General features: G+C 66.4%; 10 protein-coding genes and 3 rRNA genes. 2 read left to right on the top strand and 11 right to left on the bottom strand.

What is annotated here, in order from left to right; translation table 11 throughout:
* Window positions 1-33 precede the first annotated feature (33 nt).
* The 3 genes from OG439_RS44940 to OG439_RS44930 all read right to left on the bottom strand — a co-directional run bounded on the left by OG439_RS44940 (window position 34) and on the right by OG439_RS44930 (window position 2,468).
* Window positions 34-1,167: an inorganic phosphate transporter gene (locus tag OG439_RS44940; RefSeq protein WP_326946437.1), complete on the bottom strand. Its 1,134-nt coding sequence runs from the start codon at window positions 1,165-1,167 to the stop codon at window positions 34-36.
* Between the two features lie 94 nt (window positions 1,168-1,261).
* Window positions 1,262-2,011: a type 1 glutamine amidotransferase gene (locus OG439_RS44935; RefSeq protein WP_326946436.1), complete on the bottom strand. Its 750-nt coding sequence runs from the start codon at window positions 2,009-2,011 to the stop codon at window positions 1,262-1,264.
* A gap of 19 nt (window positions 2,012-2,030) precedes the next feature.
* Window positions 2,031-2,468: a rhodanese-like domain-containing protein gene (locus OG439_RS44930; protein WP_326946435.1), complete on the bottom strand. Its 438-nt coding sequence runs from the start codon at window positions 2,466-2,468 to the stop codon at window positions 2,031-2,033.
* Between the two features lie 112 nt (window positions 2,469-2,580).
* Between OG439_RS44930 and OG439_RS44925 the strand changes: the two genes are divergently transcribed.
* On the top strand, window positions 2,581-3,033 hold the full coding sequence (locus OG439_RS44925) for an Lrp/AsnC family transcriptional regulator (protein ID WP_326946434.1): 453 nt from the start codon (window positions 2,581-2,583) through the stop codon (window positions 3,031-3,033).
* Between the two features lie 638 nt (window positions 3,034-3,671).
* Here the strand turns inward: OG439_RS44925 and rrf are convergent.
* The 6 genes from rrf to OG439_RS44895 all read right to left on the bottom strand — a co-directional run bounded on the left by rrf (window position 3,672) and on the right by OG439_RS44895 (window position 13,509).
* Window positions 3,672-3,788, bottom strand: a 5S ribosomal RNA gene (gene rrf / locus OG439_RS44920).
* Window positions 3,789-3,869: 81 nt separating this feature from the next.
* Window positions 3,870-6,991: ribosomal RNA gene (locus OG439_RS44915) — 23S ribosomal RNA — on the bottom strand.
* Window positions 6,992-7,314: 323 nt separating this feature from the next.
* Window positions 7,315-8,830, bottom strand: a 16S ribosomal RNA gene (locus tag OG439_RS44910).
* Together the 16S, 23S and 5S rRNA genes form the textbook arrangement of a ribosomal RNA operon.
* 433 nt (window positions 8,831-9,263) lie before the next feature.
* Window positions 9,264-10,823 carry an amidase gene (locus OG439_RS44905; RefSeq protein ID WP_326946433.1) on the bottom strand — a complete coding sequence of 520 codons (1,560 nt, stop codon included), beginning with the start codon at window positions 10,821-10,823 and terminating at the stop codon, window positions 9,264-9,266.
* A complete protein-coding gene (gene glnA, locus OG439_RS44900) occupies window positions 10,823-12,166 on the bottom strand; it encodes a type I glutamate--ammonia ligase (protein ID WP_247061234.1) in 1,344 nt (447 codons plus the stop codon). The genes OG439_RS44905 and glnA overlap by 1 nt, the downstream gene beginning before the upstream one ends.
* 62 nt (window positions 12,167-12,228) lie before the next feature.
* On the bottom strand, window positions 12,229-13,509 hold the full coding sequence (locus OG439_RS44895) for an MFS transporter (protein ID WP_326946432.1): 1,281 nt from the start codon (window positions 13,507-13,509) through the stop codon (window positions 12,229-12,231).
* Window positions 13,510-13,596: 87 nt separating this feature from the next.
* Between OG439_RS44895 and OG439_RS44890 the strand changes: the two genes are divergently transcribed.
* Window positions 13,597-14,259: an LppX_LprAFG lipoprotein gene (locus OG439_RS44890; RefSeq protein WP_326946430.1), complete on the top strand. Its 663-nt coding sequence runs from the start codon at window positions 13,597-13,599 to the stop codon at window positions 14,257-14,259.
* Here the strand turns inward: OG439_RS44890 and OG439_RS44885 are convergent.
* Both OG439_RS44885 and OG439_RS44880 read right to left on the bottom strand, forming a co-directional pair.
* The gene (locus OG439_RS44885; RefSeq protein ID WP_326946429.1) at window positions 14,256-15,746 is read right to left on the bottom strand and encodes an alpha/beta hydrolase; all 1,491 of its coding nucleotides are present in this window, start codon (window positions 15,744-15,746) and stop codon (window positions 14,256-14,258) included. The two genes, OG439_RS44890 and OG439_RS44885, sit on opposite strands and share 4 nt — an antisense overlap.
* A complete protein-coding gene (locus OG439_RS44880) occupies window positions 15,743-17,311 on the bottom strand; it encodes an alpha/beta hydrolase (protein WP_326951780.1) in 1,569 nt (522 codons plus the stop codon). The genes OG439_RS44885 and OG439_RS44880 overlap by 4 nt, the downstream gene beginning before the upstream one ends.
* Between the last annotated feature and the right edge of the window lie 148 nt (window positions 17,312-17,459).

Here is a 17,459-nt window from a genome sequence, read left to right as displayed (position 1 = left end):
CCACCGTAGCCGCAACGGCCTCGTGATTCCGGCTCAGGCGGCCAGGCGTCCCGGCTCGGAGTCGGCCGGCGTCGGTTCGGGGACCTGGAAGCTGTGCGCGGTGACGGGGTGGCGGCGCGAGAGCAGCCAGATCCCGGCACCCACACCGATTCCGACCACGCCGACGGCGATGGTGCCCGCGCTGCCGAGCGAAGCGATCTTGCCCGAGACCGCGCCGACGATCGCGGCCGCGGGCAGGGTGAACAGCCAGGCGACGACCATCCGGCCCGCCATCCGCCAGCGGACCGGCGCCTCGCGGCGGCCGACGCCGGAGCCGACGATGCCGCCGGAGCACACGTGCGTCGTCGACAGCGGGAAACCCAGCCGCGACGAGACCAGGATGACGAGCGCCGAGCTCGTCTGGGCGGCGAAGCCCTGCGGGCCCTCGATGTCGGTCAGGCCCTTGCCGAGGGTGTGCGTGATGCGCCAGCCGCCGAGGTAGGTGCCCGCGGCCAGTGCGCAGGCGGCGCTGATGATCACCCACACGGGCGGAGCGGCGCCGGGCGGCAGGCTACCGGCGGTGACCAGCGTGAGCGTGATCACGCCCATCGTCTTCTGCGCGTCGTTCGTACCGTGGGCCAGCGAAACCAGCGACGCCGAGACGATCTGGCCGACCTTGAACCCGCGCGTGGCCGGCCGGTTCCGGACCAGGAAGCGGTAGACCAGGTACGTCCCGGCCAGGGCCACGAGGCCGGCGATCACCGGCGACGCGGCCGCCGGCAGCAGGACCTTCTCGACGATCTTTCCGAAGTGGACCGAGTCCGCGCCCGCCGAAACCCAGGTGGCGCCGACCAAGCCGCCGAACAGCGCGTGCGACGAGCTCGACGGGAGCCCGACGAACCACGTCACGAGGTTCCAGACGATCGCGCCGATCAGTCCGCCGAACACGATCGACGGGCCGATCTTCGTGTCGTCCACCAGGCCGCTGGAGATCGTCTTGGCGACCTCGACCGACAGGAACGCGCCGACCAGGTTCAGCACCGCGGAGATCGCGACGGCCACCCGGGGCTTGAGGGCCCCGGTGGCGATCGACGTCGCCATCGAGTTCGCGGTGTCGTGGAACCCGTTCGTGAAATCGAAGACCAATGCGGTGACAACCACGATGACGACCAGCAACGAGGGGTCCACCCCGACCTCCGAACCCTTGTGGGGACTTAACCGCAAGGTACCTGACGAGGGACGCGGGTTGTTAACAGCCCGTTGCCGATTGTGACGCTGTCCGTTAAGCCAACGGTAACGAGCGTTGACTGTCGGCGGCGGGCTGGAGCTCCCCGGACGCCAATCGGACGAACCGCTGCGCGAACGGCCGCCACGTCTCGGCGATGTCGTTGTGCACAGTGATCAACTTGTCGTGGTCGAGCGCTCCCGGGCGGGCCAGCTCCGCCATTTCGGGCTCGTCCGCGGCCCAGCTCTCGACGATCTCGGGCGTCGTCTCGATGTGGAACTGGACACCGTAGACACACCGGTTGAACCGGAAAGCCTGGAACTGGTAGCGCGGAGCGGATGCGAGCAGTTCGGCGCCGGGCGGGAGCCGGGTGATCGAGTCGTTGTGGAACTGCAGGACGTCCTGCATGAGCGGCAGTTCGGCGAAGAGCGGGTCGGTCCACGCCGCGTCCTTCTTCGAGACGAGGTGCGGACCGATCTCCGGCCCGTCGCGCCCGACCTCGACGCGGCCCCCGGTCGCGACGGTCAGCAGCTGGGCGCCGAGGCAGATCCCCAGCGTCGGGAGCTGCCTCGACGCCGCCTTCGCCAGCAGGCGTCGCACGTCGGCGAGCCACGGGTGCTTCGCGTCGTCCTCCGCACCCATGTTGCCGCCGAGGCAGACGACGCCGGCGTAGCCGTCGAGATCGGCAGGCAGGTCCTGCCCGGGCGGGAGCCGGACGTCGAGGTCCGCGCCGGCCTCGGTCAGCCAGTCACCGAGGGGACCGAGCGGGTCCGAGACGTCCGGCTGGATGATCAGCAGTCGTGTCACGCCTTCCAGGGTAGGTGCGTCAGCAGGCGCAGCGAATCCCGGCCGCTGCCTGTGCTGCTTCGCCGGGCTGGTCGACGGGGTAGCCGGCGGCGATCCAGCTGGTGATGCCGCCGGAAAGCCGTTTCACCTGGAAGCCGAGCTCGGCGAGCTTGAGCGCCCCCTTGGTGGCGGCGTTGCAGTTGATGCTTTCGCAGTAGCAGACGTAGACGAGGTCGCGATCGAGGTGCGCGGTGCTCTCGGGCGTCATGTCGCGGTAGGGCAGGTTGATCGCGCCGGGGATGTGCGCTTGCGCGAAGGCTTCGGGGGCACGGGTCTCGACGACGACATAACCCTCGACGCGGCCGGCGTCGAGATCCCGGGCGAGGTCGTCCGGATCGACTTCGAAGCCGAGCTCGGCGCTGAAGTAGGCAACGGCCTCGGTGGGCGCGGCGGCGGGGAAGGCAAGTGTGCGTGTCATGGGGACAATCCTGCTGATCACGGCGTCGCGGACACAGGGCAGAATCGGGGTGAAGGCCGTCGCCGGCCTGGGATTTCCCTGTTTCCACCCCTGCTGACTTGGGAGATGTGCGGTGGACCTCGACGACGTCGACTGGCACCTGATCGAGCTCCTCCAGGGCGACGGCAGGCTGAGCTTCACGGAGCTGGGCCGCCGGGTGTCGCTGTCGGGGTCGGCGGTGACGGAACGGGTCCGCCGTCTCGAGGAGCGCGGAGTGATCACGGGCTACGCGGCGACCGTGGACACGACGAAGCTGGGACTGCCGATCGAGGCGTTGGTCCGGGCCAGGGTCCGCAGCCTGGACACACCCCGCTTCCGGACGGCGGTTCTACCACTGCCGGAGGTCATCGCCGCGGACCACATCACGGGTGACGAGTGCTGGATCCTGCGGGTGCTGTGCCGGAACACGGCGGAGCTGGAGGAGCTGGTCGAGAAGGTGCAGCGCTACGGCGAGACGACGACATCGCTGGTGCTGTCATCACCGCTGCGCCGCCGTCCACTGGCCCGGCGGGGACGGCCGGACTGAGGTATCGCGCGTGACGGAGGAGGTATCGCGCGTGATCCGCAGGGCATCTCGCGTGACTGGGCGGGCATCACCCGTGATCCGGCGGGCATCACCCGGATCGCGAGGTCGGAGCAGGGGTGGTCGGAGCCGCAACTCGCGTGATCTCGTACGGATCTCGCGTGATTGTGGCCGGATCTCGCGTGATCCCGGGCGGGACTCGTGTGGTCCGGCCGGGATCCACGTGTTTCCAGGCGGAACTCGCGTGATTGAGGCCGGAACTCGCGCACCGTCCGGAGAGCAGCTCGCACACCCGAACAGTCGGCTCGCGTACCTCGACGGTCGGCTCCCGTGACCGAAGCGCCGGTCACCCGGGATCCAGGAGTCGACACCCGTGATCAGACAGTCGACACCCGCGATTCACGGGTCACCACGCGGCCAGACGACCGGCTCTCGTGTGTGAAGGGTCAACTCGCGTGATTGGAGAGCCGGCTCGCGTGATCAGAGGGTCAACACGTGATTGGAAGGTCAACTCGTGTGACTGGAGGGTCGACACGAAGTGGGCCGCGGTGCCGGCGGCATCGGGTTTTGGGCATAAAGAAAAGGGCCTGGCCCGGGAGAACCGTGGTTCTCGACCGGGACAGGCCCTTCTCCAACGAAATGTTCGGCGGTGTCCTACTCTCCCACAACCCTTCGGTTGCAGTACCATCGGCGCTGTCAAGCTTAGCTTCCGGGTTCGGAATGGGACCGGGCGTTTCCCTGACGCTAAAACCACCGAAACACTATCAAACACCCACACCCCCCAAAAACAGGGAGCCGTGTGGTGTTTCAGAACCGTAGAGTGGATGCGTAACACCTTCGTAGACAAGTCCTCGGCCTATTAGTACCAGTCAACTCGACAACACATTACTGTGCTTCCATATCTGGCCTATCAACCCAATGGTCTATTGGGGGCCTTAACCCACAAAGGGTGGGATACCTCATCTTGGAACAGGCTTCCCGCTTAGATGCCTTCAGCGGTTATCCCTTCCGAACGTGGCCAACCAGCCATGCCCCTGGCGGGACAACTGGCACACCAGAGGTTCGTCCGTCCCGGTCCTCTCGTACTAGGGACAGCCTTCCTCAAGTATCCTACGCGCGCGGCGGATAGGGACCGAACTGTCTCACGACGTTCTAAACCCAGCTCGCGTGCCGCTTTAATGGGCGAACAGCCCAACCCTTGGGACCTACTCCGGCCCCAGGATGCGACGAGCCGACATCGAGGTGCCAAACCATGCCGTCGATATGGACTCTTGGGCAAGATCAGCCTGTTATCCCCGGGGTACCTTTTATCCGTTGAGCGACACCCCTTCCACCAGGTGGTGCCGGATCACTAGTCCCGACTTTCGTCCCTGCTCGACATGTCTGTCTCACAGTCAAGCTCCCTTGTGCACTTGCACTCAACACCTGATTGCCAACCAGGCTGAGGGAACCTTTGGGCGCCTCCGTTACTCTTTAGGAGGCAACCGCCCCAGTTAAACTACCCATCAGGCACTGTCCCTGAACCAGATCATGGCCCGAGGTTCAGATTCCCAATTCGACCAGAGTGGTATTTCAACAATGACTCCACAGTAACTAGCGTCACCGCTTCACAGTCTCCCACCTATCCTACACAAGCCGAACCGAAAACCAATACCAAACTATAGTAAAGGTCCCGGGGTCTTTCCGTCCTGCCGCGCGTAACGAGCATCTTTACTCGTAGTGCAATTTCGCCGGGCCTGTGGTTGAGACAGCCGGAAAGTCGTTACGCCATTCGTGCAGGTCGGAACTTACCCGACAAGGAATTTCGCTACCTTAGGATGGTTATAGTTACCACCGCCGTTTACTGGCGCTTAAATTCTCAGCTTCACCCCCGAAGGGATTAACCGGTCCTCTTAACGTTCCAGCACCGGGCAGGCGTCAGTCCATATACATCGTCTTGCGACTTCGCATGGACCTGTGTTTTTAGTAAACAGTCGCTTTCCGCTGGTCTCTGCGGCCACCCACCCCTAGTCCGTAAAGGACTTCAGGATGTTTGGCCCCCCTTCTCCCGAAGTTACGGGGGCATTTTGCCGAGTTCCTTAACCACAGTTCACCCGATCGCCTTAGTATTCTCTACCTGACCACCTGTGTTGGTTTGGGGTACGGGCCGTGCATGCACTCACTAGAGGCTTTTCTCGGCAGCATAGGATCACTCTACTTCGCCTCAAACGGCTACGCATCACGTCTCAGAGTATATAAAGCACGGATTTGCCTATGCTTTCTCCTACACGCTTACACCAGGACAACCATCGCCTGGCGGAGCTACCTTCCTGCGTCACCCCATCGCTTGACTACTACGAAATCAGGTCCCACGCTCCACAATGCCAACTCCGCCCGAAGGCATCACCGGCACGCTTTGGGTGGTTAGTATCAAACGCCTCGTCATGGGCGCACATGCTCGGGTACGGGAATATCAACCCGTTGTCCATCGACTACGCCTGTCGGCCTCGCCTTAGGTCCCGACTTACCCTGGGCGGATTAGCCTGGCCCAGGAACCCTTGGTCATCCGGCGGCAGAGTTTCTCACTCTGCATTCGCTACTCATGCCTGCATTCTCACTCCCACACCCTCCACCGCTAGCTTCCGCCACGGCTTCCCTGGGTGCAGGACGCTCCCCTACCCATCAACACGACTACACAAGGACTTCAAGAGCCCAAGTGGATCTATTGTGTCAATGACACAGCTTCGGCGGTGTGCTTAAGCCCCGCTACATTGTCGGCGCAGGACCACTTGACCAGTGAGCTATTACGCACTCTTTCAAGGGTGGCTGCTTCTAAGCCAACCTCCTGGTTGTCTGGGCAATCCCACATCCTTTCCCACTGAGCACACACTTAGGGGCCTTAGCTGGTGTTCTGGGCTGTTTCCCTCTCGACGACGAAGCTTATCCCCCGCCGTCTCACTGCCGCACTCTCACACCACGGTATTCGGAGTTTGGTTGATTTCGGTAACCCGGTAAGGCCCCTAGACCATCCAGTAGCTCTACCCCCGTGGTGAAACATGCGACGCTGCACCTAAATGCATTTCGGGGAGAACCAGCTATCACGGAGTTTGATTGGCCTTTCACCCCTACCCACAGCTCATCCCCTCAGTTTTCAACCTAAGTGGGTTCGGGCCTCCACGACGTCTTACCGTCGCTTCACCCTGGCCATGGGTAGATCACTCCGCTTCGGGTCTAGACCACGCGACTCAATCGCCCTATTCAGACTCGCTTTCGCTACGGCTACCCCACACGGGTTAACCTCGCCACGCAGCACTAACTCGCAGGCTCATTCTTCAAAAGGCACGCCATCACCATTACAGCTCTGACGGCTTGTAGGCACACGGTTTCAGGTACTCTTTCACTCCCCTCCCGGGGTACTTTTCATCTTTCCCTCACGGTACTAGTCCGCTATCGGTCTTCAGGAAGTATTTAGGCTTACCGGGTGGTCCCGGCAGATTCACAGCAAATTCCACGAGCTCGCTGCTACTCGGGAACACCACCAAGAACAACAACACAAGTTTTCGCGTACGGGGCTCTCACCCACTCCGGCCGCCCATCCCAAGGCGTTCCACTAACCCATGCGTCAATTCCGAAGAAATGTCAGTTCCTTCAAGGCGGGTCCCACAACACCGACTACACAACCCCTGACAGGTATCACATGCAATCGGTTTAGCCTCTTCCGCTTTCGCTCGCCACTACTCACGGAATCACGGTTGTTTTCTCTTCCTACGGGTACTGAGATGTTTCACTTCCCCGCGTTCCCTCCACACACCCTATATATTCAGGTGCGGGTAACACCACATCACTGGTGCTGGGTTTCCCCATTCGGAAATCCTCGGATCACAGCTCGGTTGACAGCTCCCCGAGGCTTATCGCAGCCTCCTACGTCCTTCATCGGCTCCTGAAGCCAAGACATCCACCATGTGCCCTTAACAACTTGACCACAAAGATGCTCGCATCCACTCTACAGTTCTCAAACACCACACCAGAAACAAACATCGCTCCCGAGGCGTAAGCCCCGAGGCGTGTTGCCTCAGGACCCAACAGTGTGCTTCGTGAACAACCCACCACTCGACTCGGCGAGCGTCCTCCACGACCCCGAAGGATCAGTACTAACGCCGGCGTCTGTCACCGCGATAAGCCATAACCAGTAGTTCCACAATTCCTTGAGCAACCAGAGCAACACTGCATTCGAGTGTTAAACCCCAGCCACCCCACGCCCTGGTTCCGGGTATCCCGGGAACGTGGATGTGTTGTGCTCCTTAGAAAGGAGGTGATCCAGCCGCACCTTCCGGTACGGCTACCTTGTTACGACTTCGTCCCAATCGCCAGTCCCACCTTCGACCACTCCCTCCCCGAAGGGTTGGGCCATGGGCTTCGGGTGTTACCGACTTTCATGACGTGACGGGCGGTGTGTACAAGGCCCGGGAACGTATTCACCGCAGCGTTGCTGATCTGCGATTACTAGCGACTCCGACTTCACGCAGTCGAGTTGCAGACTGCGATCCGAACTGAGACCGGCTTTAAGGGATTCGCTCCACCTCGCGGTATCGCAGCCCTCTGTACCAGCCATTGTAGCATGTGTGAAGCCCTGGACATAAGGGGCATGATGACTTGACGTCATCCCCACCTTCCTCCGAGTTGACCCCGGCAGTCTCCCACGAGTCCCCGCCATAACGCGCTGGCAACGTAGGATAAGGGTTGCGCTCGTTGCGGGACTTAACCCAACATCTCACGACACGAGCTGACGACAGCCATGCACCACCTGTACACCAACCACAAGGGAAGCCCCATCTCTGGGGATGTCTGGCGCATGTCAAGCCCAGGTAAGGTTCTTCGCGTTGCATCGAATTAATCCACATGCTCCGCCGCTTGTGCGGGCCCCCGTCAATTCCTTTGAGTTTTAGCCTTGCGGCCGTACTCCCCAGGCGGGGTGCTTAATGCGTTAGCTACGGCACGGACAACGTGGAATGTCGCCCACACCTAGCACCCACCGTTTACAGCGTGGACTACCAGGGTATCTAATCCTGTTCGCTCCCCACGCTTTCGCTCCTCAGCGTCAGTATCGGCCCAGAGACCCGCCTTCGCCACCGGTGTTCCTCCTGATATCTGCGCATTTCACCGCTACACCAGGAATTCCAGTCTCCCCTACCGAACTCAAGTCTGCCCGTATCGACTGCACGCTGAAGGTTAAGCCTCCAGATTTCACAGCCGACGCGACAAACCGCCTACGAGCTCTTTACGCCCAATAAATCCGGACAACGCTTGCACCCTACGTATTACCGCGGCTGCTGGCACGTAGTTAGCCGGTGCTTCTTATCCAGGTACCGTCACTTGCGCTTCGTCCCTGGCGAAAGAGGTTTACAACCCGAAGGCCGTCATCCCTCACGCGGCGTCGCTGCATCAGGCTTTCGCCCATTGTGCAATATTCCCCACTGCTGCCTCCCGTAGGAGTCTGGGCCGTGTCTCAGTCCCAGTGTGGCCGGTCACCCTCTCAGGCCGGCTACCCGTCGTCGCCTTGGTAGGCCACTACCCCACCAACAAGCTGATAGGCCGCGGGTTCATCCTGCACCGCCAGAACTTTCAACATTCTCCCATGCGAAAGAATGTGATATCCGGTATTAGACCTCGTTTCCAAGGCTTATCCCAGAGTGCAGGGCAGATTACCCACGTGTTACTCACCCGTTCGCCACTAATCCACCCGAAGGCTTCATCGTTCGACTTGCATGTGTTAAGCACGCCGCCAGCGTTCGTCCTGAGCCAGGATCAAACTCTCCAACAATGAATAGTTTGATCGAGACTATGTACTCAATCATTCTCAAAGGAACCTCATACGAGGTTATATATAAGCTCTACTGGCTTAGTTCACTAGCACACTGTTGAGTTCTCAAGCAACACACTCCGGCATCACCCACGTTATCGGCAGGCTCGACCTCGGCGATTGTTCCAAGCGATATTCACAAACTTTTGGTCGAGCATGCCTCAGTCTACGAGGTTAGTCGTAGTGATTCGGCGGCCGCTCGTGGGCCGACGCTGAACATTACCCGGTCCGATTCGCGGTGTCAACCCGCTCGTCCCGTCCTGATCTCCGGGGCTTGCGGCCCCGGTGTGACCCGGTGTTCCTGGCGACTTGGAGAACTTTACATGCCCCGAAACCGGTCCCGACAGGGGGGTCACTTAACGGTGTCATCGCAGGTCAGAACGTGTACGCAGGGCTACCGCGGCAACGTCGGCAGGTACCGCGGCGGGACGCGGGCCGGCGCGACCCGCTCGAAGTCCGCCGCGAGGGCCAGCATCCGGCCGTCGGACCACCGCGCACCCATGAACGAGATACCCACGGGCAGGGGTCCGGCAAACCCGGCCGGCACGGTGACGTCCGGGTAGCCCGCGACCGCGGCCGGCGTCGAGGACGGGATCACGTCGTCGTCGCCCGTCGCGCAGTCGGTCTTCCACGCCGGCGGGTTGGTCGGCGACGCGATCGCGTCGAGGTGGTACTTCGCCAGCGTCTCGTCGAGCGACCGGCGAGCGAGGTCCGAGAGTTCGGCGCGCCCCGCGAGGTAGCCGGGGTCGGTCGGCGGCGGCGCGGCCAGTGCCTGCTCGAACAGCTCCTGGCCGGCGAAGCAGGTCTGCTCCAGCGGGTCGGCGCGGTTGTAGGCGATCAGCTCGGCCAGGTTCCGCGGCCCCTCCGGGCGGGTCGCCAGGTAGGCGTCGATGTCGCGGTGGAACTCCGTGAGCAGCGCCGGGAACTCCAGTTCGCCGAGCCGGTCCTGGTACGGCGGGGTCACTTCGACGACCGTCGCACCGGCCTTGACCAGGGAGTTCCGGGCGGACGTCATGACCGCGTCGGTCTGCGGGCCGAGCACCGGCAGCCGCCAGAGGCCGATCCGGGCGCCGCGCAGGACCCCCGGCCGGAGCAGCTTCGCGTAGTCCGCCGGCTGGGTGCGCGGGTACTGCGCGGTGGCCGGGTCCGCCGGGTCCCGCCCCTGGAGGGCGGACAGCGTGAGCGCGACGTCGACGACGTTGCGGGCGATCGGGCCGGCGGTGTCCTGCTCGGCGGAGATCGGCACCACGCCGGTGCGGCTGACCAGGCCGAGGCTGGGTTTGTGGCCGACCGTCGCCGTCATCCCCGCCGGGCAGACGATCGAGCCGTCGGTCTCGCTGCCGATCGCGACCTGGGCCAGCGACGCGGCGACGCCGGCCGCAGAGCCGGCGGACGACCCGCACGGGTTGTGGTCCAGCACGTACGGGTTGCTGGTCTGACCGCCGACGCCCGACCAGCCCGACGTCGGCTTCGCGGCGCGGAAGTTCGCCCACTCGGACAGGTTCGCCTTGCCGAGGATCACCGCGCCCGCGTTGCGCAGCCGGGTGATCAGCGTGGCGTCCTTCGCCGGGTAGCTGCGCAGGGCCCGCGAGCCGGCGGTCGTCCACTGGTCGCGGGTGCCGACGTTGTCCTTGACCAGCACCGGGATGCCGTCGAGCGGCCCGCGCAGGCGGTGCGCGCGACGGCGGGCGTCGCTTTCGCGAGCCTGCCCCAGCGCCGCCGGGTTGACCGCGAGCACGGCGTTGACCTTGCCGTCGACCCGGTGGATCCGGTCGAGGTAGAGCCCGGTGAGCCCCACCGCGCTGAGCCGGCCGGCCGCCATCCGCGCCTGCAGCGCCGGGATGTCGGCCGAGTCGAGGTCGAAGCGCGAAGCGGACGCCGACGCGGCGGGCGCGGCGGGGACGAGCACGAGTGCGGCGGCCAGGATCGCGAGGAACACCGGCCGCCGCCCCATCAGAGCACCGGCAACAGCGTGCGGAGCTCGTACGGGGTGACCGCGCTCCGGTAGTTGTCCCATTCGGCGCGCTTGTTCCGGAGGAAGAAGTCGTAGACGTGCTCGCCGAGTGCTTCCGGCAGGAGCTCGGACTTCTCCATCTCCGACAGGGCTTCCCCCAGGTTCTGGGGCAACTGCGCGTAACCGGCGGCGCGCCGCTCGGAGTCCGACAGCTGCCAGATGTTGTCCTCGGCAGGAGGCGGCAGCTCGTACCCCTTCTCGATCCCCTTGAGCCCGGCGGCCAGGATGACCGAGTACGCGAGGTACGGGTTGCACGCGGAGTCCAGGGTACGGACTTCCACCCGACGGGATGACGCCTTTCCGGGTGAATACATCGGCACCCGGACGAGCGCCGAGCGGTTCGCCCGGCCCCACGAAACGGTCGTCGGCGCCTCGCTTCCGCTGATCAGGCGCTTGTAGGAGTTCACCCACTGGTTCGTGACCGCGGAGATCTCCTTGGCGTGGTGCAGCAGGCCGGCGACGAACGCCTTGCCGGTCTCCGACAGCTCGTGCGGGTCCTCGGCGTCGTAGAAGGCGTTGCGATCACCCTCGAAGAGGCTGACGTGGGTGTGCATCCCGGAGCCGGGCTGGTCGGTGAACGGCTTCGGCATGAACGTCGCGCGCACGCCCTGGGTCAGCGCGACCTCCTTGACGACGTAACGGAACGTCATCACGTTGTCGGCCATGGTCAGGGCGTCGGCGTAGCGGAGGTCGATCTCCTGCTGGCCCGGCGCGCCCTCGTGGTGGCTGAACTCGACCGAGATGCCCATCGCCTCGAGGGTCTCGATGGCGTGGCGCCGGAAGTGCGTCGCCGTGGCGTGGCTGGCCTGGTCGAAGTACCCGCCGTTGTCCGCCGGCTCCGGCTCGCTGCCGTCGTCGGGCAGGTTGGCCAGGAGGAAGAACTCGATCTCGGGGTGCACGTAGCAGGTGAAGCCCGCTTCGGCCGCCTTCGAGAGCTGACGCCGCAGGACGTGCCTCGGGTCGGCCCACGACGGCGAGCCGTCCGGCATCGCGATGTCGCAGAACATCCGGGCCGAGTAGGGGCTGCCGTCCGGGGTCTCCCAGGGCAGCACCTGGAAGGTGGCCGGGTCCGGCTTGGCGACCATGTCGGATTCGTAGACGCGCGCGAACCCTTCGATGGCCGAGCCGTCGAAGCCGATCCCCTCGGTGAAAGCGCCCTCGAGCTCGGCCGGCGCGACCGCGACGGACTTGAGGAACCCCAGCACATCGGTGAACCAGAGACGGACGAAACGGATGTCGCGCTCCTCGAGCGTGCGGAGCACGAATTCCTGCTGGCGATCCATGGCCGCACCCTAACGACAGCGTGTTAACGGGATGTTTCACGACGCGCCGAGGGTGACGAAGGTCAGTTCGCCGGCACCGGAACGGGCTTCTTCGCGCGCTTGACGGCCAGCGACGCGACGGACGCGATGATCGCCAGGACAGCGGCCGAATACCAGGCCAGGGTGTAGTTCCCGAGCTGGTCGCGGACCAGGCCCGCGGCCGACGCGGCGAACGCGGCGCCCAGCTGGTGGCAGGCGAAGACCCAGCCGAACACGATCGGGCCGGCCTCGCCGAAGGCGCGGACGCAGAGCGCGACCGTCGGCGGGACCGTGGCCACCCAGTCGAGGCCGTAGAACAGGATGAACGCCCACATGCTCGGCTGCACGGAGTCGGTGAACAGCTGCGGCAGCATGGCCAGCGAGAGCCCGCGCAGGGCGTAGTAGATCCCGAGCAGGATCCGCGGGTCGACGCGGTCGGTGAGCCAGCCGGAGAAGATCGTGCCGACGACGTCGAAGACGCCGACCAGGGCCAGCAGGCCCGCCGCGGTCGTCTGGGGCATGCCGTGGTCGTGGGCGGCCGGGACGAAGTGGGTGCCGACCAGGCCGTTCGTCGTCGCGCCGCAGATCGCGAAGCCGACCGCGAGCAGCCAGAACGTCCGGGTGCGGGCCGCCGTCTTCAGGACGGACAGGGCGCGGCGGGCGGAGCCGCTCTTCGGGGCGGGGCGGGCGACCTCGGCGCCGGCGGGCGCGCCGTAGGCCGTGGTGCCGACGTCGGCGGGGTGGTCGCGGATGAGCAGCAGGACCACCGGAACGACGGCGAGCGCGGCGATGGCGATCACCAGCGACGCGGTGCGCCAGCCGGAGCCGACGGCGAGGTTGGCGATGAGCGGCAGGAAGATCAGCTGGCCGGTGGCGCCCGCCGCGGTCAGCACGCCGGTGACGACGCCGCGGCTGCGGACGAACCACCGGGCCGCGACGGTCGCCGCGAAGCTCATCGCCATCGAGCCGGTGCCCGCGCCGATCAGCACGCCCCAGCAGAGGATCAGCTGCCAGCTCGCGGTCATGAACACCGTGCCGGCCGCGCCGATGGCGATGACGAACAACGCCGTCGCGGAGACCCGGCGGATGCCGAACCGCTCCATCAGCGCGGCCGCGAAGGGCGCGAAGAGGCCGTAGAGCACGAGGTTGACCGAGACGGCCGAGCTGATCGTGGCCGTCGACCAGCCGAACTCCTGGTGCAGCGGGTCGATGAGGACGCCGGGGGCGGACCGGAAGCCGGCGGAGGCGAGCAGCGCGACGAACGCGGCACCGGCGATCAGCCAGGCGCGGTGCAGCTTCGGGGCAGGACGGGTCTCGACAGTCACTCGTGAAGTGTTGTCTGGCGCGCCTCCCGGTGGAAGTGGCCTGAAGGACATCTGCCGCAAGGATCCGGCCACCGCTAGTCTTGACGGATGTCCCGCATCGCCCTGCTGCTCGTGGTCCTGTTGACGGCCGGGTGCACCGGCTCGCCGGACACGCGCGGGCCGTTCCCCGCGGGTGCCGAGCTGGTCCGCGACGCGGCGACGTCGTTCGCGTCGGTGCGGAGCGTGCACTTCGCGGCCGGCGTCAACGGCGTCCTGCCCGGCTTCCCGCTCCGGCAGATCGACGGCGACGCGACCCTCGACGCCGGCGGCGGCGCGACCGGCACGGCCGACGTCCAAGACGGCGAAGGGCACGTCAAGTTCCGCTTCACGGTGCGCGACGGGCTGGTGAGCACCGATCCCGACGTCGCACGCGGCCGGATCCCCGAGACGGACGCCGTGGGCCGCTTCCTCGGGCCGTCCGCCGGGCTGAAGCGGCTGCTCGACGGCGTGACCGACGCGAAGACCGAGGGCAAGGAGAACGTCGACGGCGCCGCCGCCCTGCGGGTCGGCGGCCGGGTGCCCGCGGCCGTCGCGCACAGCGTGTTGCCGCAGGTGAACGCCGACGTCATCGTCAAGGTGTGGGTCTCGGCCGACGGGCCGCGGCGGTTCGTCCGGCTGTGGGTGCAGGTGCCGCCGGCCGGTGACCACCTCAGCCCGGTGATGTTCGAGCTGTCGCTGACCGGGCAGAACGAGCCCGTCGACCTCGGTTAGCAGCGAGCTTCGGCGGCGGTCCCGTCGATCAGGTACGCGACGCCCGCGCGGTCGACGCACGCGTTGCCGTCGAGGAAGACCGTGTGCTGCACGCCTTCGTAGGTGAGCAGGACGCCGCCGAGGTCCTTCGCGAGGTCGACGCCCTGCTGGTACGGCGTCGCCGGGTCGTGCGTGGTCGAGACGACCAGGGGTTTCGGCAGGCCGTCGGCGTGCGGCGCGTGCTCGGCCGAGGTCGGCGGGACCGGCCAGGTCGAGCAGATGTCCAGCTCGCTGGTGTCCGGGCTGCCGCCGGCCAGGAACGGCGCGCCGGCCAGCATCCGCTGGTGCGCGCGGTCGATCGCGGCCCGGTCGGCGAGCCGGGCGCGGTCGACGCAGCGGACGGCGAAGTAGGCGTCGATCCCGCCGCCGTAGTGGCCGTCGCGGTCGCGGCCGTAGTAGCCGTCGGCGAAGGCCAGCAGGGCCCGGCCGGTGCCGCCGGCCAGCTCGGTGAGCGCGCCGTTCAGGGCGGGCCAGTCGCCGCGGGCGTAGAGCGCGGCGAACGTGCCGGTGACGGCGTCCTCGAACGACAGCTTCCGGGAGCCGGCCGGGACGGGCTTCGCGACGAGCGGCCGGACGAGCCGCTGGAAGGCCTCGGTCGTGCGGGCGGGGTCGCGGCCGAGGGCGCAGTCGCGGCGGGGCGCGCACCACTTGCCGAACTCGGTGAAGGCGTCCTGGAAGCCCGCCATCTGCGTGACCAGGGATTTCGCGATGTCCTGCGCCGGATCGACGGCGCCGTCGAGCAGCAACGCGCGGACATTGCGCGGGAACGCCTCCGCGTAGGCCGCGCCGATCTGCGTGCCGTAGGAGTAGCCGAGGTAGGTCAGCTTCTCGTCGCCGAGAGCCGCGCGAAGGACGTCGAGGTCGCGGACGACGTCTCGCGTGCCGACGTTCGCGAGGAACGCTTTGCCGTACTTCGTCGCTTCGGCGCACTTCGCGCCGTACGCCGTGGTCTCGGCGAGCTGCTTCTTCACCCCTTCGGGCGACATGTCGCTTTCGACGTCGGACGCGCGGTCGGCGTCCTGCTCGGCGTCGGTCCTGCAGGTGATCCGCGGCTCGCTCGCGCCGACGCCCCGCGGGTCGAAGCCGACCAGGTCGAACCGGTCCAGCAACGGCGCGGCCGCGGGCGACTTCGCCAGGGACGCGGCCATCGACGTCCCCGCGCCGCCGGGTCCGCCCGGGTTGACGACCAGCGAGCCGATCCGCTGCTTCGCGGCCTTGTGCCGCAGCAGCCCGACGGTCACCGTCTCCCCCGCCGGCTTCGCGTAGTCCAGCGGCACGGCGAGGTGCGCGCAGTCCAGCGACGCGTCCGCCGAACACGACGTCCAGGCGAGCTGCTGACCGGTGAACTTCCGCAGGTCAGGGGCCTGGGACGACGGCGGCCCGGGCGCCGGAGCGCTCGTGCACGCCGTCAGCACCAGGGCCGCGCCCAGCAGCGCGGCCGCCCTCACTGGCCCTTGCAGCGCGTGCCTTCCGCCGGGAGCGTGCCGTCGACCAGGTAGTCGTTGCCTGCCTGGTCGACGCACGAGATGCCCTGCAGGAACACCGTGTGCTGGGTGCCCTCGAAGGTGAGCAGCGCGCCCTTCAGGCCCTTCGCGAGGTTGACGCCGGCCTGGTAGGGCGTCGCCGGGTCGTTCGTCGTCGAGATGACCAGCGTCTTCGCCAGGCCTTCGACGTTTGGCACGTGCGGCTCCGAGGTGTTCGGGACCGGCCAGAACGCGCACGCGTCGCGGGCCGCGCTCGCCGGGCGGCCGTCGTCGAGGAACGGCGCGACCTGCACGTACTCCTCCTGCGCCTTGAGGATGACGGCCGGGTCGGTGACGCGCGGGTCGTCGACGCAGCGGATCGCGGTGAAGGCGTCCTGCGTGGTGCCGTACTTGCCGCTGGTGTCGCGCTCGTTGTAGATGTCGGCGAGCTTCTCCAGCGTCGCGCCGCGCTGCTGCTTCAGCTCGTTGAGGCCGGTGTTCAGCGCGTCCCAGAGGCTCTCCTGGTAGAGCGCCTGGATGACGCCGGTGGTCGCGTCCTCGTAGGAGAGCTTGCGGCCGTCGCCGACCGGCACCGGAAAGTCGATCAGCGGCCGGACGAGGTCCTGGAACACCTGCACCGCGGCGGCGGGGTCCTGGCCGAGCGCGCAGTCCTGCTGAGCGGTACACGACTTCGCGAACTGCGTGAACGCGCCGCCGAAGCCCTGGCCCTGCGCGACCAGCGACTCGACGGCGTCCTGGTCCGGGTCGACCGCGCCGTCGAGGATCATCGCGCGGACGTTCTTCGGGAACGCCTCGGCGTAGGTCGACCCGATCCGGGTGCCGTAGGAGTAGCCGAGGTAGGTCAGCTTCTCGTCGCCGAGGACCGAGCGCAGGACGTCGAGGTCCTTGACGACGTCGCGGGTGCCGACGTTGGCGAGCAGCCCGGTGCCGTCGTCGGTGCGCTGGGCGCACTTGGCGGCGAAGTCCTTTTCCTGCGCTTCCTGCTTGAGCACGCCCTGCGGCGAGCCGTCGGTTTCGCTGTCGTCGGCGCGGTCGGCGTCCCGCTCCTGGTCGGTCAGGCAGCGGATGATCGGCTGGCTCGCGCCGATCCCCCGCGGGTCGAAGCCGACCAGGTCGAAGCGCTTGGCGAGGTCCGTGTTCGACGCCGGCTTGATCAGCCCGGCGGCGGCGACCATGCCCGAGGCGCCCGGTCCGCCCGGGTTGACCACCAGCGACCCGATCCGCGCCCCCTCGTCGGTCGCCTTGTGCCGGAGCAGGCCGAGCGTGATGGTCGTTCCGTCCGGTTTCGCGTAGTCCAGCGGAACGGTCAGCCGCGCACACTGGATGTCTTTCGCCTGGAACGCCGACCTCGCGTCCTCCGACGTCGCGTAAGGTGCGCAGTCGGCCCAGGTCAGGCTCTGACCGTAGAACCGCTCCAGCCCCGCGGGCACCGGCCCGGACGGCGGGTGCGACTCGGTCGTCGGCGACGGCGGCGTGGTCTTGCCGGTGGACGTGCAGGCGGTCAGCGAGGCCGCGAGCAGCGCGGACACCGCGATCGCGGTGATCGTGCGACTACGGGACCTGGCGCTGGGATGAGGGAACACGGTTGGATCGTCCCATCCGGCCGCGGAACTCGAACGCACCACCGCCACGTTGGGTGGGGCAGGCCGGTCGAGCGAGAGAGAACGGGAGACCAGG

This window comes from Amycolatopsis sp. NBC_01307 (assembly GCF_035975215.1).
GTDB lineage: Bacteria > Actinomycetota > Actinomycetes > Mycobacteriales > Pseudonocardiaceae > Amycolatopsis.
This window is presented reverse-complemented; position numbering and strand designations above follow the sequence as displayed.